Origin of the sequence: Streptomyces sp. NPDC023838 (assembly GCF_040639555.1) — a bacterium.
Classification (GTDB): Bacteria; Actinomycetota; Actinomycetes; order Streptomycetales; family Streptomycetaceae; genus Streptomyces.
Genome location: NZ_JBFAAD010000018.1, coordinates 152,747 through 172,896 on the forward strand (window position 1 = coordinate 152,747; position 20,150 = coordinate 172,896).

Genomic DNA, 20,150 nt, shown 5'->3' on the forward strand with positions numbered 1-20,150 from the left:
CACCCACTCGGCCGCAGACAAAGACCGCGCCCCTAGGTCAGTTGGTCGGGCAGCTCCGCCGCGTGGACCACCGTCAAGCCCGACACCGCCCTCGTCAGCGCCACATACAGTCGTCGCAACCCCGTTCGTTCGTCCGGTTCGCCGTCTACCACCGCCGCCGGTTCGTCCAGGACCACGTAGTCGTACTCCAAGCCCTTGGCCAGTGACGCGGGTACCAGGGTGAGGCGGGACTCCGTCGTCGTCTCCTCGCCCGGGGCCAGGAACACCAGGCCCGCCGCCATCAGCGCGTCCGCGAGCGCCGGGATGCGCGCGTCCGCCGCGATCAGGCCGATCGAGCCCTCGTGCCCGAGGGATTCGCGGCAGGCCGCCAGGACGTCGGCGTCCAGGTCCGTGGAGGCCCGTACGGACAGGGAGCCAGATGTCTCACGTACCGACTCCACCGGCGCCAGGCCCGGGGAGATGGACGGAAGCAGGCGCGACGCGTACGCGATCACCTCGCGCGGTACGCGGAAGCCCGCCGTCAGCTCCTCCACCACCGCGTCCGCCTTGCCCAGATGGCGCAGCGCCTCGTCCCAACTCGCCGTCGCCCAGGGCGTGGTGCCTTGCGCCAGGTCGCCCAGGACCGTGGCCGAGCCGGTCGAGCAGCGGCGGCCGACCGCCCGGTACTGCATGGGGGAGAGGTCCTGCGCCTCGTCGACCACCACATGGCCGAGCGAGTGCGTACGCGCCACCAGGTCGTTCGCCTCGTCGATCAGCACCGCGTCCGCCGCCGACCACTTCGCGCTCTTCACGCTCCGCGCGGGCTTGGCCCAGGTGATCGTCTTCTGCTCTTCGGCGGTCAGGAGCCCGTCCGCGTGTACGGCCAGGAAGTCCGGGTCGCAGAGCAGACGCAGCACCAGCTTCGCCGGGTCCACCGGGGGCCACAGCTCCTTGACCGCCGCCTTCACCGCCGCGTTGCGCGCCACCGCGTCCTGCACGCGGTCGTCGGGCGCCTCGCCCGCCTGCTCCATCCGTACGAGTACGGCGTGCGCGATCCGCTGGGGGAGCGCGTCGCGGGCGGCACCGTAGCGGATGTCGCGCTCCTGCAACTCCCGGACGATCTCCTCCAGTTCGTACGCCGGAATCCGCCACCGGCGCGAGCCGCGCACCACCACCAGCGGCTCGGTGGGCATCGTCACGTGCGAGCGGACCGCGCGGCGCAGCACCTCGGCCATCCGGGCGTCGCCCTTGACGATCGCGGCGGGCGCGTCGTCGGTGCCCCGCACCTCGACGTGCGCCACCAGGTCGTCGACGGTCGCCTGCTTGACCTCCAACTCGCCGAGCGCGGGCAGCACTTGCTCGATGTAGTGGAGGAAGGACGCGTTCGGGCCGATGACCAGCGTGCCGGTGCGGGCCAGGCGGTCGCGGTGCGCGTAGAGGAGGTACGCCACCCGGTGCAGGCCGACGGCGGTCTTACCGGTGCCGGGGCCGCCCTGTACGCAGACGGATCCGGTGAGCCCGGACCGTACGATCTCGTCCTGCTCCGGCTGGATCGTCGCCACGATGTCGCGCATCGGGCCGACGCGGGGGCGCTCGATCTCCGCCTGGAGCAGCTTGCTGGTGGTGGCCGCCTCGGCGGGGTCGGTGAGGTGCTCGTCCTCGTACGCGGTGAGGTCGCCGCCCGTGTAGCCGAAACGGCGGCGCAGGCCAATGTCCTGCGGGTCCTTCCTGGAGGCGCGGTAGAACGGCTGGGAGACGGGCGCGCGCCAGTCGATCACCATCGGGTCGCCGTCGGCGTCGTGCACATGGCGGCGGCCGATGTAGAAGCGCTCGCCGTCCGCGCCCTCGGCCAACTCGGCGCCGGGCGCGTGCAGATAGTCGAGGCGGCCGAAGAAGAGGGGGGTGTGGGAGAGGTCCGCGAGGGCCTTGATGCGGTCGTCGATCTGGCGCTGGAGGACGGCCGCGTTCACCCAGTTCGCGGTGACGTCCTTGATATCGAGGTTCTCCACGTCCTCGCGCATCGCGCGCAGGGCCGCGCGCGACTCGGTGAGGTGAGCGCGCTCGCGGCTGAGGGGATCGCTGAGCGGATCGCTGACGGGATCGCTGAGCGGATCTTCGGGGGCGTGCGTGGACACGGGGTTCCTCCGGGCGGCGTGTCGCGGCGACGGGTCGGGGCGACGGGTCAGGGCTGCGGATCGCCTTGCGGCTTCGGCGGCCGACCGGTTTCCGTCCGGACGGCGGCGCTCCTCGGAGGGAGGCGGGGAAGGGGCGATTGTAGTCAGGGGGTTCTGGGCGGTCGAACGCTTTTTCCGGGGGAGCGGACAGGGACCCCGGAGCCCCCGCCCCGGCGGGCCTCCGCGTCCCGCCGAGCCCCCGCGCCCCCGACCGACCCTGAGGGACCCGGGTCATACCCGTAGGGGATGGCGTTGGACCAGAGGTGGATACGGGGGCGGTCCGGGTTCAGACCGCAGAGCGATGAATCGGGAGGGGCGCAGGAGCACCATGGATACATGAGCACCGTGACCTTCACCCCCGCGCCCACCGTCCCCAGCCCCCGGGGCGCCACCGCCACCGGCGCCGAGCACTCCCCGCACCGCGTCGGCAACGCCCTGCGCGCCGCCAAGGCCTTCGCCGGCGCGGCCCTGAGCGTGGTCGTCCTGGGGGAGTACTCGGAAGAGGCGGGCGTGCGGCGCCGCCACCACTGAGCCCTTCGGCGCCGCGCCACCCCTGAGCCGAGCCCCTTCGACGCCGCCACCACTGAGCCCTTCGGCGCCCCGCCACCCCTGAGCTGAGCCCTTCGGCGCCCCGCCACCCCTGAGCCGAGCCCCTTCGCGCAGGCGCCCTGACGCCCCGGCCCTGACGCCCCGGCCCCGGCCCCGGCCCGGCCCCGCCGAGCCTGCCCGGCCCCGATCGCCTGATCCCCTAGGGTCACGCCCGTGAAGTACCGGACCGTGACCGAACGTTCACTCCTCGCAGTGGGCGTGCTCCCCCTCGTGCTCCCCCTCGCCCTCTCCCTCACCGCGCTGGCGGTGCTCTGCGCCGTACTCCGCATCCCCATGGCGGACGCCCTGGTCTACCGGGCGGAGGGCGCGGCCGTCGCGCACGGCACCGATCTGTACGGGTTCACCGTCACCCGCTGGCACCTGCCCGCCACCTACCCCCCGTTCGCCGCGATCCTCTTCGTGCCGGCCACCTGGCTCCCCGTGCCGGTGCTCAAGGCCGTCTTCGCCGTCGGCAACGCGCTGCTGCTGGCCCTTCTGGTGCGGCTGTCCTGCCGTTTCGCCGGGATCGCGCCGCGTCCCGCCGCCCTGGCGGCCGCCATCGCCGCCGCGCTCTGGCTTGAACCGGTGTTCCAGACGCTGTTGTTCGGCCAGATCAACCTCGCGCTGACCTGCCTGGTCCTGTGGGACCTCACCCGGCCCCCCGGGTCCCTCGGCAAGGGCTTCGCCGTCGGGGTCGCGGCCGGTGTCAAGCTGACCCCGGCGCTCTTCCTCCTCCACGCGCTGCTCACCGGAAGACGCGGGGAGGCGGCGACGGGCGCCGCCGCCTTCGCCGGGACCGTGCTGCTCGGCGCGCTCGTCCTGCCGGGCGCCAGCGCGGACTTCTGGACCCGGCGGCTCTTCGAGACCGACCGGGTCGGCAAGGCGTGGATCGTCGACAACCAGTCACTGCAAGGGCTGGTGGCCCGGCTGCTGCACACCTCCGCGCCGGGCGCGGCGTGGGTGGCGGTCGCGGCCGCCGTGGCGGGCGTCGGCCTGTGGACGGCCCGCCGGTCGCACGAGCGCTGGGGCGTCCTGGTCACCGCCCTCACCGCGCTGCTCGTCTCGCCGATCAGCTGGTCGCACCACTGGGTGTGGTGCGTGCCGCTGCTGGCGGCGCTGGTGGCCGAGGGCCGGACCCGTACAGCCGTCGCCGTAGCGGCCGTGTTCGCCGTCCGCACGTTGTGGCTGGTGCCGCACGAGGGGGACCTGGACCTCCATCTCCCGTGGTGGCAGCAGCCGTTGGCATCGCCGTACCCGCTGCTCGGGCTCGCCGTGCTGGGGTGCGCGGCGGCCCGTGCGCGCACTCAGCCCAGATCGCCCGCGAGCAGATCATCCGCGTCGACGATGCGGTACGCGTAACCCTGCTCGGCCAGGAAGCGCTGGCGGTGGGCCGCGAAGTCCTGGTCGAGGGTGTCGCGCGCGACCACCGAGTAGAAGTGCGCCTGGTGGCCGTCGGCCTTCGGGCGCAGCACGCGGCCCAGCCGCTGGGCCTCCTCCTGCCGCGATCCGAACGTGCCGGACACCTGGATGGCGACCGTCGCCTCCGGCAGGTCGATCGAGAAGTTCGCGACCTTGGAGACGACCAGCACGGAGATCTCGCCCTGCCGGAAGGACTCGAAGAGCTTCTCGCGCTGGGCGTTGGGCGTCTCGCCCTTGATCACCGGCGCGTTCAGGTGCTCGCCCAGCTCGTCGAGCTGGTCGATGTACTGCCCGATGACGAGGATCTGCTGCCCCGCGAACTTCCGTACCAGCGCCTCGGTGACCTTCCGCTTGGTGGCGGTGGTCGCGCAGAACCGGTACTTCTCCTCGGCCTCCGCCGTCGCGTACGCGAGCCGCTCAGAGTCGGTCAGATTGACCCGCACCTCCACGCAGTCGGCGGGCGCGATGTAGCCCTGCGCCTCGATCTCCTTCCACGGCGCGTCGAACCGCTTCGGCCCGATCAGCGAGAAGACGTCCGACTCGCGCCCGTCCTCGCGTACGAGGGTGGCGGTGAGCCCGAGGCGGCGGCGCGCCTGGAGATCGGCGGTGAACTTGAAGACCGGCGCGGGCAGCAGGTGCACCTCGTCGTAGACGATCAGTCCCCAGTCACGGGAGTCGAAGAGCTCCAGGTGCGGATAGACGCCCTTACGGCGCGTGGTCAGCACCTGGTACGTGGCGATGGTGACGGGCCGGATCTCCTTCCTCGTCCCGCTGTACTCGCCGATCTCCTCCTCGGTCAGCGAGGTGCGCTTGACCAGCTCGTGCTTCCACTGCCGGGCCGAGACCGTGTTGGTGACCAGGATCAGGGTGGTGGCCTTGGCCTGCGCCATGGCGCCCGCCCCGACCAGCGTCTTGCCCGCGCCGCAGGGCAGCACGACCACACCGCTGCCGCCGTGCCAGAACCCCTCGACGGCCTGCTTCTGGTACGGCCGCAGCGCCCAGCCGTCCTCCGCGAGCTCGATGGGGTGCGCCTCGCCGTCCACGTACCCCGCGAGGTCCTCGGCGGGCCAGCCGAGCTTCAGCAGGGTCTGCTTGATCTGGCCGCGCTCGGAGGGGTGCACGGCGACGGTGTCCGCGTCGATACGCGTCCCCACCAGCGGCGCGACCTTCTTCGACCGCAGGATCTCCTCCAGCACCGGCCGGTCCGTGGTGGTCAGCACCAGGCCGTGGACGGGGTGCTTGCTCAGGGTGAGGCGTCCGTAGCGCGCCATCGTCTCCGCGACGTCGACGAGCAGCGCGTGCGGCACCGGGTAGCGGGAGAACTCGACGAGCGCGTCCACCACCTGCTCGGCGTCGTGCCCGGCCGCGCGCGCGTTCCACAGTCCGAGCGGGGTCAGCCGGTAGGTGTGGATGTGCTCCGGCGCCCGCTCCAGCTCCGCGAACGGCGCGATGGCTCGGCGGCAGGCGTCGGCCTGCTCGTGGTCGACTTCCAGGAGCAGGGTCTTGTCCGACTGGACGATCAGTGGCCCGTTCACGTACCTACATCCCTCCGCAGGTGCCAAACCTCCAGTGTGCCTCAGCCGGGCGCGATGAGGGGCCGTGCGGGTCAGGCCGGGTCGTCCGCCAGTTCCGCGACGCCTGTGATCCGGTGCAGGGGATAGGTGCGGACCTCGTCTGCCGTGTGGTCGTACGCCGTCACGAAGCCGCCCTCCACCCGTACCGGCGCGATCACCCGCTGGCTCGCCGCGCCGTCCGCGTTGACGTAGCCGATCCACAGCGCCGAGCCCGTCATCACCGCGGCCTGGACCGTGGCCAGGGTCTCGGCTGCGGTGGTGCGCGGCAGTCCGCCCGGCTCGGCGGGGGCGTGCGGCTGCTCCTTGCGGACGACCGTGGCGGCCTCGTCGCCCGCCCGGATCGCCCGGACCGCCGCGCCGAGCAGCGTCTCGTCGGGCAGCGGCGGGCCCTCCGGCACGGGCGCGGGGGCGGTACGGGGCGGGGTGCGGCGGGTGTCGGCGCGGGTGATCACCACATCGCCCTCGGCGGACTCGGCGGCCGGGGCGTACCCCATCGCGCGCAAGCCCTCCAGGAGGGCGGCGGGGTCGGCCTGGGCGGCGAGGACGGTCGGGGCGAGCCGGCGCAGCCGCAGCCCGGCCGAGCGCTTGTCCGCGACGATCTCGTCGAGCAGCGCGTCGTCGTCGCAGCGCACGTACGCCGAGGCGGCGCCGACCCTGAGGTGCCCGTGGCGGCGGGCCACGTCGTCGATGAGGTAGCTGAGCGGCTGCGGTACGGGGGTGGCGCTGTGCGCGGCCAGGAACGCGTGCAGGTCGGAGGCGGCCTGCCCGGCGTCGAGGGCGCGGCGCACCGAGGCGGGCGTGAACCGGTACACCGTCGCGCCGCCCTTCGACTCGATGTCCGCCAGGACGTTCAGGGTCGCGGCGAGCGGGCGCCGCAGCGGGCCGGGCGCGACGGCGGTGAGGTCGGCCTGGAGCAGGACGTGGTCGACGGGCTCGGGCAGGTGCGGCGCGAGGGCGGCGGCGGCCGCGAGGCCGAGGAGGGGGGTGGTGGTGGAGCTGGGAGCGGTCGTGGTGCGGCTGTGGCCTGCCGGAGCGGTCGTGGTGCCGCTGCGGCCTGCGCCGTCTGCCCCGCCTGCGCCGTCTGCGCCGTCTCCGCCCTCTGCACCGTCTCCGCCCGCGCCGAGCAGTGCCCGCCCGTGCGCGGCCAGCGCGCCCCGGCCCGTCACGCCCAGCCACTCGGCCTCCGCCAGCGTCCACTGGGCCAGCCGGGGGCGCAGGTCCTCGGGGCCGGTCCGGGTCGGGTGCTCCCAGCGCAGCCGGGCGAGCAGCGTCTCCGGGTCGGGCGCGGTCCCTTCCGGCAGCCGCGCGAGCAGGACGAGCACGCGGTGGCGCACCTCCGGCGCGGGGGAGCGGTCCAGATCGGGGCCGAGGGCCGCCAGGGTGCGGGCCCGGGCGTCCTGACCGCCGACCAGGCCCGGCGTACGGGTCGCGGCGAGCCAGGCGACGGCGAGCCGCGACCAGCGCTCGGCGGGCGGCAGGTCCAGCCAGTCGTCGTACGCGGGCGTCGGCGCGTACCGCTCGTCGGCTTCTCCGTCCGACGCCAACAGCCCGGCCGCGTAGGCGAGTTCGAGCCAGAAAGCGGCGGCCTGCTCGGTGGTGTCCAGGCCTGCGGCCGTCCGTTTCAGGTCACGCACGCTCAGTCCGCCCGCGCGCAGTACGGCGGGCCCGCCCTCGTTCCACTCGGCCAGCAGGTCCTCGACCATGGTCAGCGCGGTCAGGGCCTCGCCCGCCGCCGCGGAGTCCACCACCTGCGGCCGGTACTCCTTGGCCGGCGCGACGGCGGGCGCCACCGGCTCGGGCGCCCGGTGTGCGCGCCCGGCGCGCAGATGCAGGGCGGCCTCGCGCGGCAGTACGACCGTGCGGGCCGAGGTCGGCAGCAGCAGCCCGTGGTCGCGCAGCCAGCGCACGGGCGGCGCCGGATCCGCCGACACCTCCCCGTACGGCGGCCCCCACACCAGCCGGTCGAGCACCGCGAGCGCCTCCGGCGGGGCGGTGTCCAGGAGCGCCGACATCCGCGCCCGATCGGTGAAGAGCGAGGTCAGCGCGGCGACGGCGGAGACGGGGTCATGGGTGGCGGACAGCCCCGCCGCCTGAAGGATCTCCTGGACGCGCCCCGGCGACATCCCGGCCGTGGCCTCGGCGACGGTCGGCCCGAGGCCGGTGGGGGAGGGGTGCGCGGGGGAGGGCGCGAGCAGCTCGCGGGCGGTACGCACCAGCCGCAGCCGCTCGTCGGACCCCCACACGAGTGCCTGCTCCCGCAGCCCGGCGAGGGCGCCGGGCAGCGCGCCTTCCACGGCGGCGTCACCCTCGTCCCCCGCCAGGAGGGCGAGCAGTACGGGACACGGCGCCGGGTCCGGCGCCACGGCCAGCGCCTGCGCCGTCTGGAGCGCGAACCGGTCGAGCCGCTCCAGGGCCCGTACGACGGAGGCCCGCGTCCCGGCCCGGGTGGCGAGCTGGGTCAGGTCGTTCGGTACGGGAGTGAGCAGGTCGGGGCGGGCGCGCAGCAGGGCGGCGAGGGAGGTGTCGGGGCGGGAGCGGAGGGCTTCGGCGAGGGTGCGGGGGTCGCCGGTGCGGGGGGCGCGGGTGCGGGGCTCGCGGGTGCGGGGGTCGCCGGTCGAGGCTTCGCCGGTCCTGGCGTCGCGGGTGGGGGCGTCGCCGGTCCGGGCGTCGGTCTCACGGCCCCCGCCGCCCGTGCCGCCCGTGCCGCCCGCACCGCTCACTCCGCCCGCTCCGGTCGTTGCTTCGGACACGTGCGCCTCCTGGTCGCGCTCGCCGGTCCCCATCCGCCCCACGGTAGCCGCTGCGCGCTACCGTCAGGGCAGGGAGGCGGCGGCGGGCCCCGGCGGGGCACGGAGGGGAACGGTGTGGGGATCGAGAGCGACCAGCTGGTCTACGACTATCTGAGCCGGGTCGGCGACCTGGCCCAGCAGCGGCAGCTGCCGTCGGCGGCACGGATGCGGCTGGTGTCCTCGCTGCGCGACGAAATCGACCGCAGACGGGCGAAGTTCGGCAGCGACTCCCCCGCCGCGGTGCGCCGGATCCTGGGGCGGCTCGGTACGCCGGACGAGGTGGTGGAGTCCGTGTCGACGGGCGGTACGTACGAGGCGCCGCCGGCGGAGGTGGAGGCGGCGGGGCGGGGGGTGCCGGGGCAGCGGGACGGCGGCCGGGGCCGCCGCGTCGCGTTCCCGCGCCCGCGCGCGTCGTCGCCCCCGCCTCCGTCTCCGGATACGGCCGCGTCGCCGCCCCACCTGGCGGGGATGGACGAGCTCGGCCCGTCGCACGGCGAGCCGGACTGGTGGCGGATCGAACCGGGCCCGTTCGGGGGCGGGATGCCCGGGGACTCGGTGGCGGGGTTCGTGGGCGGGGTGGAGATCCCGGAGATACTGCGGCGGCCGGAGGAGCTGGCGGCGGCGTCGGAGGCCGCGGAGCCGTCGGATTCCGAGCCGGTGGAGGTGGAGGTGGAGGCGGAGGCGGAGGATGCCGAGCCTTCCCGTACCCGGAAGTGGCGGGGGCTGCTGCCCGGCGCCGGGGCGCCCCGCCGCTCCCTGACGAACCCGCTTCTGCTGTTGGCGGCGGCCCTGCTGGTGGCGGGCGCGGTCCTGGGCAACTGGCTGGCCCTGGGCGCGGGCTGGCTCCTGGCGTACGTGTCGCGCCGCCTGACGCCCGCGGAGACGAAGTGGGCGGTGCTGGGTCTGCCCGCCCTTGCGGTGGTCGGGGGTCTGGTGTGGCTGTGGGGCCGCCAGAACGAGCGCTGGGGCGCGCCGATCGCCGAGGGGGCGATGGGGGACGCGGTGGCGGGGGTGTGGCCGTGGGTGGTGCGGGGCGCCGCGCTGTCGTCGGCGGCGTTCTTGACGTGGCGCTCGCAACGCCACCGCTGAGACGACCCCGGGGGTACGCCCCCGGCCCCCGGCGGGGCTACGCCCCGGACCCCGCTGTTCGTCTGCGGCCCGGCGGGGGTTGAGCGCGCAGTTCCCCGCGCCCCTTAGCAACTGGGGCTGGTCGCGCCCGCGCGGCGGGGCCGCGTGTGCGGGGCTGCGCCCCGGACCCCGTTGTTCGTCCGCGGGCCGGTGGGGGCTGGTCGCGCAGTTCCCCGCGCCCCTTTGGGGCTGGTTGCGCAGTTCCCCGCGCCCCTTTTCGGTCGGGTGTTTGTCTGCGGGCTGGTGGGGGTTGAGCGCGCAGTTTCCCGCGCCCCTTTTCGGCCACTGGGCTGCGCGCGCCCGCCCGGTGGAGCCGCAGATGTCATAGTCCCGCGCCCCTATTCGGCCACTGGGCTGGTCGCGCCCGCGTGGTGGAGCCGCATATGTCGCAGCCCGCGTCCCTGAAGGCGTGGGGCCGAGCGTGGATCTTTGGCTGCGGGGGGGCTACCTAAGGGGCGCGGGGAACTGCGCGACCAGCCACCCACAGCCCGCAGACAAACAGGGGTCCGGGGCGAAGCCCCGTGGGGTGCAGGGGCGCAGCCCCGTCCGGGGGCGTCGGCCCCGGGGGAGCCGCCCCCACCCCCGGAGGCCGCACACGGCGCGGGAACGGGCGGAGTGGGGGCGGCCCCACAATGGGGGCCATGGCTTCGCACACCGTCGGGTTCGACCTCGACATGACCCTCATCGACTCCCGCCCCGGCATCCGCGCCTGCTACCTCCGCCTCGCCGAAGACACCCGCACCCACATAGACGCGGACGCGGCCGTCAGCCGGCTGGGGCCGCCGCTGGAGTGGGAGCTGAGCCACTGGTTCCCCCAGGAGCGCGTCCCGGAGATGGTGGCCCGGTACCGCGAGCTGTACCCCACGTACGCCATCGAGCCCACCCCTGCCCTCCCCGGCGCCGCCGACGCGATCCGCGCCGTCCAGGAGCTCGGCGGGCGCGCCATCGTCGTCACGGCCAAGAACCGGCCACAGGCGGCCCTGCACCTCACCCATCTCGGCCTGGAGCCCGACGAGCTGGTCGGCGGGCTGTGGGCCGAGGCCAAGGCGGAGGCGCTGCGCGCGCACGGCGCCTCGGTGTACGTCGGCGACCACACCGGCGACGTCCGCGGCGCCCACACCGCAGGCGCGCTCTCGGTGGCCGTACCGACCGGCCCGATCGGCGCGCAGGAGCTGCGCGAGGCGGGCGCGGACGTACTCCTCGCCGACCTCACGGAGTTCCGCCCGTGGTGGAAGGCGTACGTGGGGAACGCCGACCACTGACCGGCTGTCAGCCCGCCGGCCGCTCCGCCCGCCGCTGCGCCGCCACCGACGTCACCACGCCCGCCCCGGCCATCAGGAAGCCGACGCCCATCAGCATGCACACCGCGTACGCGACGGGCGGGAACGGCGTCGTGTGCAGGAACAGCGGCGCCACCGTGACCAGCGTGGCGAGCGCGCCGACGAAGAAGACGATGACACCGGCGCGAACCAGCCGGTCCCCGGTGTTCGACTCGTCCCTGGCCGAATTCGCTTGGGTTTCGTTACTCACTCGGTCAGGGTAGTTCCCTGCCCGTAAGGACCCGCCGGGACGTCTTGTCAGCAGCCTCTGGACCATTAGCCTTGGTCCCGGCGGGTCCGAAGGCGACCCGCTGCAGTGCTATCCAGAGCCGTTTTCCCCGGCATCCCGAGCACCGCCCGAGCACCCCACGACGAGTACGAGGACGAGGACAGACGTGCCTACCGGCAAGGTCAAATGGTTCAACAGCGAGAAGGGCTTCGGCTTTCTCTCCCGCGACGACGGCGGTGACGTCTTCGTGCACTCGTCCGTGCTCCCCTCCGGGGTGGAGACGCTCAAGCCCGGCCAGCGCGTCGAGTTCGGTGTGGTCGCGGGCCAGCGCGGCGACCAGGCTCTCTCGGTGACCGTCCTCGACCCGGCCCCCTCGGTCGCGGCCGCCCAGCGCCGCAAGCCCGACGAACTGGCCTCCATCGTCCAGGACCTGACGACGCTGCTCGAGAACATCACGCCGATGCTGGAGCGCGGCCGCTACCCCGACAAGGCGGCGGGCAAGAAGATCGCCGGTCTGCTGCGGGCGGTGGCCGACCAGCTGGACGTCTGACCGGCCACGGTCATACGAAGCTGAGCGCGTCGCGGCCGAGCGGAGGCACCAGCCCCTCGGCCGCGGCCCGCGTCAGCAGCCCGCGCACCGCCGCGTAGCCGTCCTCGCCCAGGTCGTGGGTGAACTCATTGACGTAGAGCCCGATGTGCTGGTCGGCCACCGCCGGGTCCATCTCCTGGGCGTGCTCCCGTACGTACGGCCGCGAGGCCTCCGGGTCGTCCCAGGCCATGCGGACGGACGTACGGATCACCTCGGCCAGCTCGCGCAGCTTCGCGTCGCCCAGCGAGCGGCGGGCGATGATCGCGCCCAGCGGGATGGGCAGCCCTGTGGTGGACTCCCAGTGCTCGCCCATGTCGGCGAGCGCGTACAGCCCGTAATCCTGATAGGTGAACCGGGCCTCGTGGATGACCAGTCCGGCGTCCACGCGGCCGTCGCGCACGGCGGGCATGATCTCGTGGAACGGCATCACCACGACCTTGCCGACCCCGCCGGGCACCACGTCGGCGGCCCAGAGGCGGAAGAGCAGATAGGCCGTGGAGCGCTCGCTGGGGACGGCGACGGTCTTGCCGGTCAGGTCCACGCCCGCTTCCCGGGTGAGGACGAGAGGGCCGCAGCCGCGCCCCAGCGCGCCGCCGCAGGGCAGCAGCGCGTACTCCTCCAGGACCCACGGCAGCACCGCGTACGACACCTTCAGGACGTCGAAGCCGTCCGCGCCGCGCTCCGCGATGCCGTTGGTGATGTCGATGTCCGCGAAGGTGACGTCGATGTCCGGGGCGCCCGGGACGCGGCCGTGCGCCCACGCGTCGAAGACGAACGTGTCGTTGGGGCAGGGCGAGAAGGCGATGCGCAGCGGCTCATGCTCAGTCATGACCGTTCCAACTCTCCAGTACGGGCGGGAGCTTCCCGAAAGCGTCGGTGAGGGCGCCGAGCGCGTCCCCGATCCGCCAGGCGGAACGGTCGCGCGGGCCCACGGCGTTGGAGACCGCCCGGACCTCCAGGACGGGCACCCCCTGCTGCGCCGCCGCCTCCGCGACCCCGAACCCCTCCATCGCCTCGGCGGCGGCCCCGGGGTGGCGGGCGGCGAGCTCGGCGGCGCGGGCGGCGGTGCCGGTGACGGTGGAGACGGTGAGGACGGGCCCGTACGCGGCGCCGGTGGTGTCGGCGAGCGCCCGCGCGAGTCGCCGCGGCGGAAGGTGCGCGCACCGGCCGAACCCGAGCGCCTCGACATCCATGTATCCGTCGGGCGTGTCGGCGCCGAGATCGGCGGCGACGATCCGGGAGGCGACGACCAGCGACCCGACGGGCGCGACGGAGGGGAACCCGCCGCCGATCCCGGCGGAGACGACCAGGTCGTACGGGCCGCGGGCCAGCGCGGTCGCCGTGGCGGCGGCCGCGGCGGCGGGGCCGACCCCGCCGACGAGGACGTCGAGGCCGGCCGGGCACGCCTTCGTGACCGCGTCCCGTTCGACGGGGACGGCGGTCACGACCAGGACGCGCATGTCAGCTGTCGTCGCGCTTGAGCGTGAAGCTCCAGACCGACTTGGGCTTGTTGTCCTCGTTGACCTGAATGATGTTGATCTTCTTGCTCTTGGGCGCGGCGCCCTGCCCGCCCGTCGCGAAGACGTCCGCGTTCGGGAACGAGCGGTACGTCTTGTTGGACGGCTCGGTGATCGGGTTGCCGTCGAGGACCGCGACCCACTTGTCGCCGTGCTCCACGACGTCCGGGTCCACGCCCAGACGCATGGTGGCACCCGGCGAGTACTTGATCGTCTTCGAGGTCTTCACGCTGCTGAGGCAGGTGGTGAGCTTCTCCTCGGAGAGCACCTTGCCGTCGTCGCGGCAGGCGGCCTCGGCGTTCACCGAAGTCGTCCCGACCGTCACGGTCGCGAGGGGCGTCGGCTTGTCGCAGGCGGAGAGGACGAGGAGGCCGACGGAGACAGCGCCCAGGGCGATGCCGGCCCGACGGGCCTTACCAGAGGTGAACGCAACGGTCATGAGCCGAAGGCTATCGGTCCCTCGTGATCACGCCACGCGCGGGTGTGGCGTGCCGCGCCGTCCGGAGCTCAGCAGCCCCCGTACGGACGTGACCGCGCCCGCCGCGAGCAGCCCCGCCGCCACCGACATCCCGACCACTCCGTTGAGCGGCAGCACGATCCCTATGGCACCGCCGAGCACCCACGACATCTGGAGCACGGTCTCCGAGCGGGCGAACGCGGAGGTGCGCACCTCCTCGGGCACGTCGCGCTGGAGCATCGCGTCCAGGGACAGCTTCGCCAGCGCCTGGGTGAATCCGGCGGTCGCGCCGAGCACCGCCATCAGCACCCCGCTGAAGAACGCCGCCGCGCACGCCGCCGCGCCCAGCGCGGCCAGCAGCGCCATCACGATGATGATCTCCGGGCCCCGGGAGCGCAGCAGCGAGCCCGCCGCCGTGCCCAGCGCGTTGCCGACGCCCGCCGCGACGCCGACCACGCCCAGCGAGACGGCGGCGCTCTGCCCGGACAGCGGGTGCTCGCGCAGCAGGAACGCCAGGAAGAAGATCAGGAAGCCGGAGAGGGCGCGCAGGGCCGCGTTGGCGATCAGCCCGTTCTGCACGGACGCGCCGACCGTGCGCAGCCCCGGTTTGCGGGCCCGGTGCTCGACCAGCTGGGCCTTGCCCTCGCCCTTGGCGGAGTCCACCTTGTGGTCGAGCGTGAACGCCAGGAACGTGCCCGCCACGAAGACGCAGAACGCCCCGTAGAGCGGCCACTCCGGCCCGACGTGCTGGAGCCCCGCGCCGATCGGGGCGGCGGCGGCCGTCGCCAGCAGCCCGGCCAGCGTGACCCTGGAATTGGCCTTGACCAGCGAGAACCGTGGTGGCAGCAGCCGGGGCACGACCGCGCTGCGCACCACTCCGTACGCCTTCGACGCCACCAGGACGCCCAGGGCCGCCGGATACAGCTCCAGGCCGCCCGTCGCCACCGCGCCCGACATCGTCAGCGCCAGCAGCGCGCGCGCCAGCATGGCGCCCGCCATCGCGGCGCGCCGGCCGTGCGGCATCCGGTCGAGCAGCGGGCCGATCACCGGGGCCAGGAGGGTGAACGGCGCCATCGTGATCGCCAGGTACAGCGCGACCCGGCCGCGGGCCTGATCGGTCGGGACGGAGAAGAAGACGGTGGACGCCAGCGCCACGGTGATCATCACGTCGCCCGCGCCGTTCACCGCGTGCAGCTCGATGAGCTTGCCCAGGCCCGACTCACCCGCGCCGTGCGCGTGGGTCGCCTTTCGGATGGAACGGGCGGTGCCCGTAAAGGGCAGGTGCAGCGCTCGGCCGACCGTCCGCCCCGCCCTGCGGAGGGGACCGGTCGCTTCGGCGGACCTCGCGGTAGCCACTCAGTCATAGTGCCCCAACCCCGTCTGACCATGACGTACCGACAGGGATTCGGACCGGCAGGTGGGCCAGGGGCCGCGAAGGGGGTAGCGTGACAGGCGCGCCGCCCGCGGCTGCTCATGGCCGCGCGCCTCTCCGCGATCCCGCAGAATGGATGGCGAAAGGCGCGCCCCTGATCAGCTCACGGCCCGGGCGCGGACGTCGACGCGGCCCCCTGGTCCGCTCCGTCCGCGACTCGTACGTACGCGGTCCCCGGCGCACCCGTGAGACGGCGTAGGAGAGAAGCGAGACCTGTGAGTGCTGCGACGACGCGAAGCCGTACCCCCGACCGCCTGTGCGCCGAAGCGGTCGACCTCGCCCGGGAGGCGGCCGAGGAGGCCGCGCACCCCGGTGTGGTCGGAGAGCACGTCTCGGTGGTGGCCGAGGGTGACCGGGTCGTCACGCACTTCTTCGAGTGCAAGGAGCCGGGGTACCGGGGCTGGCGCTGGGCGGTGACCGTCGCGCGGGCCTCCCGCGCGAAGCTGGTCACCCTCGACGAGACGGTCCTGCTGCCCGGTCCTGACGCGCTGCAGGCGCCCGAATGGGTGCCGTGGAGCGAGCGCCTGCGCCCGGGTGACATGGGCCCCGGCGACCTCCTCCCCACCGAGGCGGACGACCTGCGCCTGGAGCCCGGCTACAGCGGCGAGGACGCCCCGCCGCCGAACTCGGCCGTCTCCGAGGAGATGGCCGAGCGGGTCGAGGCGGAGGACGCGGAGCTGGTGTCCCGGCCGGGGACGTCGCGCGGCTCCGTCGCGGCGCTGGCGGAAGAGCTCGGCATGCGCCGCGCGCGTGTCCTGTCGCGTTACGGCCTGCACGCGGCGGCGGACCGCTGGGACGAGTCGTTCGGCGCGAAGACGCCGATGGCGCAGGCGGCCCCCGCGTCCTGCGTGACCTGCGCCTTCCTGGTCCCCCTGGCCGGCTCGCTCCGGCAGGCCTTCGGCGTCTGCGCGAACGAGTTCGGTCCGGCGGACGGGCGTGTCGTGTCGATGGCGTACGGGTGCGGGGGGCACTCGGAGGCGGCGGTCATGCCGAAGCCGCCGCGTCCGGCGCCGCCGGTCCTGGACACGCTGGGCGCGGACGCGCTGGCCGTGCGGCCGGCTGCGGATGGTGGATCTGTGGAGGCGGAGGGGGACGAGGGGGCGGAGGACTTGGGCCACTCGTGAGCCCCGACTGCCTTTTGTCCCCCGCCCCGCCCCTTCCCGCTGTGACATGTGCGGCTCCGCCGCGTGGCCTCCGGGGGTGGGGTGGGGGCTGAGGCGGTCCCCCGGGGGCTACGCCCCCGACCCCCGGGCGGGGCTCCGCCCCGGACCCCCGTCTGTCTGCGGACCGTGGATGGCTGGTCGCGCAGTTCCCCGCGCCCCTTAAATGCGCCCCTTCGGGGGCGCGGGGAACTGCGCGAGCAACCCAGCACGGTCCGCAGACAAACGAAGCGGGGTGCAGGGGCAGCAGGCCCCGCAAGGGGGAGCCGGGGGCGTAGCTCCCGGGAAGCGGCCTCAACCCCCACCCGGCCGCCCGCCAGAGGGCTTTCGGGAAGGGGTGGGGTGGGGCTCTCTCCGGACCCGGGCCCGGGCGCCGGAATCCTCGACGCGGTACCTTCGGGCCGCAGGGTTTCCGATGGCTGTGGACGGAGTGCGCGTGATCGTGAAGGCGACGGCGGTCGAAGGGGCCGACCCCTTCGGGACGGGACGGCTCCGGCGCGGGGTCATCGACGCCTGGGCCGCCGCCCCGGCCCGCTTCCGGGAGGACGCCAACGCCGAGGAGGACCTCGCGCTCGGCGGCTACCGGGACCGGCTGGTCGTCGAGCTCGCCCAGAACGCCGCCGATGCCGCCGCACGCGCCGGCGTGCCCGGACGGCTCCGGCTCACCCTCCACCCCGGCGCCCCGGGCGAGCAGCCCGTCCTCGCCGCCGCCAACACCGGCGCCCCCCTCGACGCCGCCGGCGTCGAGTCGCTGTCCACCCTCCGCGCCTCCGCCAAGCGGCGCGACTCCGGCACCTCCGTCGGACGGTTCGGCGTCGGGTTCGCCGCCGTCCTCGCCGTCACCGACGAACCCGCCGTCGTCGGCCGTACCGGCGGCGTCCGCTGGTCGCTGGCCGAGGCCCGCGACCTCGCCGCCGAAGCCGCCCGGTTCAGCCCCGGCCTCGGTGACGAACTGCGCCGCCGCGACGGCCACGTACCCCTCCTGCGGCTTCCGCTGCCCGCCGAGGGCCCCGCGCCCGACGGGTACGACACCGTCGTGGTCCTGCCGCTGCGGGACGAGCCCGCCGAGGATCTCGTACGGCGGCTGCTCACCGCCGTCGACGACGCCCTGCTGCTCACCCTGCCCGGCCTCGTCGAGGTCATCGTCGAAACCCCCGACGGCTCGCGCGTGCTGCGCCGCTCCGAGCGCGACGGGTACGTCCACATCGACGACACCCGGGACGGGCTCAACCGGTGGCGGACCGTCAGCGACAGCGGGGCGCTCGGCGCCGAGCTGCTCGCCGACCGGCCCGTCGAGGAGCGGCTGCGGCCCCACTGGTCGGTCACCTGGGCCGTGCCGGTCGACCTGGACGGCGCCCCCCAGCGGCCCCGTACCGCCCCCGTCGTCCACGCCCCCACCCCCACCGACGAGCCCCTCGGCGTGCCCGCCCTGCTGATCGCCTCGCTGCCGCTGGACACTGCCCGGCGCCACCCGGCCCCGGGGCCGCTGACCGACTTCCTGGTGCAGCGCGCCGCCGACGCGTACGCCCGGCTGCTCGGCGACTGGGAGCCCGTGTCGACCGGCACCGTCGACCTCGTGCCCGGCCCGCTCGGGCGCGGCGAGCTGGACGGGGCGCTGCGCGCGGCGATCCTGGAGCGGCTGCCCCGGGTCGCCTTCCTCGCCCCGGCCGTACCCTCCGAAGAGCTCCCCGCGCTGCGGCCGTTCGAGGCCGAGGTGGTGGAGGGAGCGGGCGCCGACACCGTGAAGGTGCTGGCCGAGGTGCTGCCCACCTTGCTGCCCGCCGGGCTTGAGCGGCGCGCCGAGCTGCGTACGCTCGGCGTCGGCCGGCTGCCCCTCGGCGACGCCATCGAGCGCATCGGCGGCGCCGAGCGCGCGCCCGAGTGGTGGTACCGGCTCTACGACACCCTGGCCGGCGTCGACCCCGACCGGCTCTCCGGCCTGCCGGTGCCGCTCGCGGACGGCCGTACGGCCGTCGGCCCCCGGCAGATCCTGCTCCCCCTGGCCGACACCCCCGCCGACCTCGGCCGGCTCGGCCTGAAGGTCGCGCACACGGACGCCACGCACCCCCTCCTGGAGAAGCTGGGCGCCCTGCCCGCCACGCCCCGGGCCGTCCTGACGACTCCTCAGGTGCGGGGCGCGGTCGCCGCCTCCCTCGACGGCGGGGAGATCTGGGACGAGGACGCGCTCGACGCCGACGAACTCGCCGAGACCGTACTGGCGTTGGTGCGCGACGCCGCCCTGGAGCCCGGCGACGAGCCGTGGCTGGGCGCGCTCGCCCTGCCCGACGAGGACGGCGAACTCGCCCCCGCGGGTGAACTCGTGCTGCCCGGCAGCCCCTTCGCCTCCGTCATCCGCTCCGGCGAGCTCGCCGAGGTGGACGCCGAACTGGCGGCCCGCTGGGGCGAGCAGCCGCTGGCCGCGTGCGGCGTACTGGCGACCTTCGCGCTCGTACGCGCCACCGACGTCGTCCTCGACCCGGACGAACTGGAGCCCCGCGAGGGCGACTTCGCCGAGCCCGACGACGCCGGGCTGCTCGACGCCGTCGACGTGTGGTGCGAGGACGTCCTCGACCAGCTGCCGCACACCCCCGTACCGCCGGTGGCGACGGAGATCGTGGCGGTACGGGACCTGGACCTCGTCGACGACGACGCCTGGCCGCAGGCGCTGGCGATGCTCGCGCGGCCGCCGCTGCGGGACGCGCTGACCCAGCCCGTACGGATCCTGCTGCCGGACGGCACGACGGAGACGGTCCGCCCGTACACGGCGTGGTGGCTGCGCGGCCACCCCGTCCTGGGCGGGCGCCGCCCGGCGGGCCTGCGCGCGGCCGGCTCCGACCCGCTGCTGTCCGGCCTGTACGAGTCGGCCGACGCGACCGGTTTCGACGACGAGCAGGTGCTGCGGGCGCTGGGTGTACGTACGTCGGTGGCGGCGCTGCTGGACGAGCCGGGCGGGGCGGCCGAGCTGCTGGCCCGCCTGGCGGACGAGGACCGGCCCGTCTCGGACGCCCAGCTGCACGCCCTCTACACGGCGCTGGCCGACCTCGATCCGGACCAGGTCACGCTGCCGGACGAGCTGCGGGCGGTGGTGGACGGGGAGGTACGGGTCGTGGACGCGGCCGACGCGGTGGTGGCGGACGCGCCGGACCTGCTGCCGCTGACGTCCGGGGTGCCGCTGCTGCCGGTCGCCCCGTCGCGGGCCGCCGACCTTGCCGACCTGCTCCAGGTCCGTCGTCTCGGTGAGTCGGTGACGGCGGAAGTGACGTCGGTCGGGACCGAGCGGTCGGTGCCGGAGGCGGTACGGGTCCTGCTGGGGCCCGCGACGCCGTCGACGTACGTCGAGCACGAGGAGCTGCTGGCGGGCGGGGTCGAGCTCGACTGGCGTCGGGCGGGGGACGGGACGGTGCATGCGGCGACGCTGGAGGGTGTCGCGGCGGGTCTCGCCTGGGCGGCGGGCCAGTGGCCGCGGCGCTTCGAGGTGGCGGCGCTCCTGGAGGACCCGTCCCGGACGCGGGAACTGTCCCGAGCGCGCTGGTTCGACTAGGCCGTCAGCCCCCACCCCGCCCCTTCCCGCTGTGACATGTGCGGCTCCGCCGCGTGGCCTCCGGGGGTGGGTGGGGGCTGAGACGGTCCCCCGGGGGCTACGCCCCCGGACCCCGTTGCGGGGCCTGCGGCCCCTGCACCCCGCTCAGTTCGTCTGCGGACCGTCTGTGGCTGGCCGCGCAGTTCCCCGCGCCCCTGAAGGGGCGCCCCGCAGGGGCGCATTTAAGGGGCGCGGGGAACTGCGCGAGCAACCCAC

At 74.7% G+C, this 20,150-nt stretch carries 15 protein-coding genes; 7 read left to right on the forward strand and 8 right to left on the reverse strand.

Going from position 1 to position 20,150, the window contains the following annotated elements; genetic code table 11:
* Nucleotides 1-32 precede the first annotated feature (32 nt).
* Nucleotides 33-2,114: an ATP-binding domain-containing protein gene (locus AB0G17_RS22590; RefSeq protein ID WP_361385519.1), complete on the reverse strand. Its 2,082-nt coding sequence runs from the start codon at nucleotides 2,112-2,114 to the stop codon at nucleotides 33-35.
* 375 nt (nucleotides 2,115-2,489) lie between these two features.
* Here AB0G17_RS22590 and AB0G17_RS22595 point away from each other — a divergent pair, with 375 nt between their 5' ends.
* On the forward strand, nucleotides 2,490-2,684 hold the full coding sequence (locus AB0G17_RS22595) for a hypothetical protein (protein WP_361385522.1): 195 nt from the start codon (nucleotides 2,490-2,492) through the stop codon (nucleotides 2,682-2,684).
* A 351-nt stretch (nucleotides 2,685-3,035) separates the two neighbouring features.
* On the forward strand, nucleotides 3,036-4,100 hold the full coding sequence (locus tag AB0G17_RS22600) for a glycosyltransferase 87 family protein (protein ID WP_361385600.1): 1,065 nt from the start codon (nucleotides 3,036-3,038) through the stop codon (nucleotides 4,098-4,100).
* On the opposite strand, the gene AB0G17_RS22605 is transcribed toward AB0G17_RS22600, so the two are convergent.
* Complete coding sequence (locus AB0G17_RS22605; protein ID WP_361385525.1) at nucleotides 4,046-5,695, reverse strand: DNA repair helicase XPB; 1,650 nt, start codon at nucleotides 5,693-5,695, stop codon at nucleotides 4,046-4,048. The two genes, AB0G17_RS22600 and AB0G17_RS22605, sit on opposite strands and share 55 nt — an antisense overlap.
* Nucleotides 5,696-5,766: 71 nt before the next feature.
* Entirely contained in the window at nucleotides 5,767-8,517 is a 2,751-nt protein-coding gene (locus AB0G17_RS22610) for a helicase C-terminal domain-containing protein (RefSeq protein ID WP_361385528.1), read from the reverse strand.
* An 81-nt stretch (nucleotides 8,518-8,598) separates the two neighbouring features.
* On the opposite strand from AB0G17_RS22610, the gene AB0G17_RS22615 reads away from it, so the two are divergent.
* A complete protein-coding gene (locus tag AB0G17_RS22615) occupies nucleotides 8,599-9,612 on the forward strand; it encodes a hypothetical protein (RefSeq protein WP_361385531.1) in 1,014 nt (337 codons plus the stop codon).
* A gap of 671 nt (nucleotides 9,613-10,283) precedes the next feature.
* Nucleotides 10,284-10,913 carry an HAD hydrolase-like protein gene (locus tag AB0G17_RS22620; protein ID WP_361385534.1) on the forward strand — a complete coding sequence of 210 codons (630 nt, stop codon included), beginning with the start codon at nucleotides 10,284-10,286 and terminating at the stop codon, nucleotides 10,911-10,913.
* Nucleotides 10,914-10,920: 7 nt separating this feature from the next.
* Here the strand turns inward: AB0G17_RS22620 and AB0G17_RS22625 are convergent, their stop codons facing one another.
* Entirely contained in the window at nucleotides 10,921-11,181 is a 261-nt protein-coding gene (locus tag AB0G17_RS22625) for a hypothetical protein (RefSeq protein WP_361385537.1), read from the reverse strand.
* Between the two features lie 184 nt (nucleotides 11,182-11,365).
* Here AB0G17_RS22625 and AB0G17_RS22630 point away from each other — a divergent pair, with 184 nt between their 5' ends.
* Nucleotides 11,366-11,749 carry a cold-shock protein gene (locus tag AB0G17_RS22630; protein WP_067162767.1) on the forward strand — a complete coding sequence of 128 codons (384 nt, stop codon included), beginning with the start codon at nucleotides 11,366-11,368 and terminating at the stop codon, nucleotides 11,747-11,749.
* Between the two features lie 10 nt (nucleotides 11,750-11,759).
* Here AB0G17_RS22630 and AB0G17_RS22635 read toward each other — a convergent pair whose 3' ends face one another.
* The 4 genes from AB0G17_RS22635 to AB0G17_RS22650 are packed head-to-tail and all read right to left on the reverse strand — an operon-like array spanning nucleotide 11,760 to nucleotide 15,118.
* Nucleotides 11,760-12,617 carry a 1,4-dihydroxy-6-naphthoate synthase gene (locus AB0G17_RS22635; RefSeq protein ID WP_361385540.1) on the reverse strand — a complete coding sequence of 286 codons (858 nt, stop codon included), beginning with the start codon at nucleotides 12,615-12,617 and terminating at the stop codon, nucleotides 11,760-11,762.
* Nucleotides 12,610-13,248, reverse strand: a complete 639-nt coding sequence (locus AB0G17_RS22640; protein ID WP_361385543.1) for a futalosine hydrolase — start codon at nucleotides 13,246-13,248, stop codon at nucleotides 12,610-12,612. Before AB0G17_RS22640 ends, AB0G17_RS22635 begins: the two co-directional genes overlap by 8 nt.
* 1 nt (nucleotide 13,249) lies before the next feature.
* Nucleotides 13,250-13,744: a DUF2771 domain-containing protein gene (locus tag AB0G17_RS22645; RefSeq protein ID WP_361385546.1), complete on the reverse strand. Its 495-nt coding sequence runs from the start codon at nucleotides 13,742-13,744 to the stop codon at nucleotides 13,250-13,252.
* Nucleotides 13,745-13,771: 27 nt separating this feature from the next.
* On the reverse strand, nucleotides 13,772-15,118 hold the full coding sequence (locus tag AB0G17_RS22650) for an MFS transporter (RefSeq protein WP_361385549.1): 1,347 nt from the start codon (nucleotides 15,116-15,118) through the stop codon (nucleotides 13,772-13,774).
* A gap of 291 nt (nucleotides 15,119-15,409) precedes the next feature.
* On the opposite strand from AB0G17_RS22650, the gene AB0G17_RS22655 reads away from it, so the two are divergent.
* Both AB0G17_RS22655 and AB0G17_RS22660 read left to right on the forward strand, forming a co-directional pair.
* Complete coding sequence (locus tag AB0G17_RS22655) at nucleotides 15,410-16,318, forward strand: DUF3027 domain-containing protein (protein ID WP_361385552.1); 909 nt, start codon at nucleotides 15,410-15,412, stop codon at nucleotides 16,316-16,318.
* A 451-nt stretch (nucleotides 16,319-16,769) separates the two neighbouring features.
* A complete protein-coding gene (locus AB0G17_RS22660; RefSeq protein ID WP_361385555.1) occupies nucleotides 16,770-19,895 on the forward strand; it encodes a molecular chaperone Hsp90 in 3,126 nt (1,041 codons plus the stop codon).
* Nucleotides 19,896-20,150: the final 255 nt, after the last annotated feature.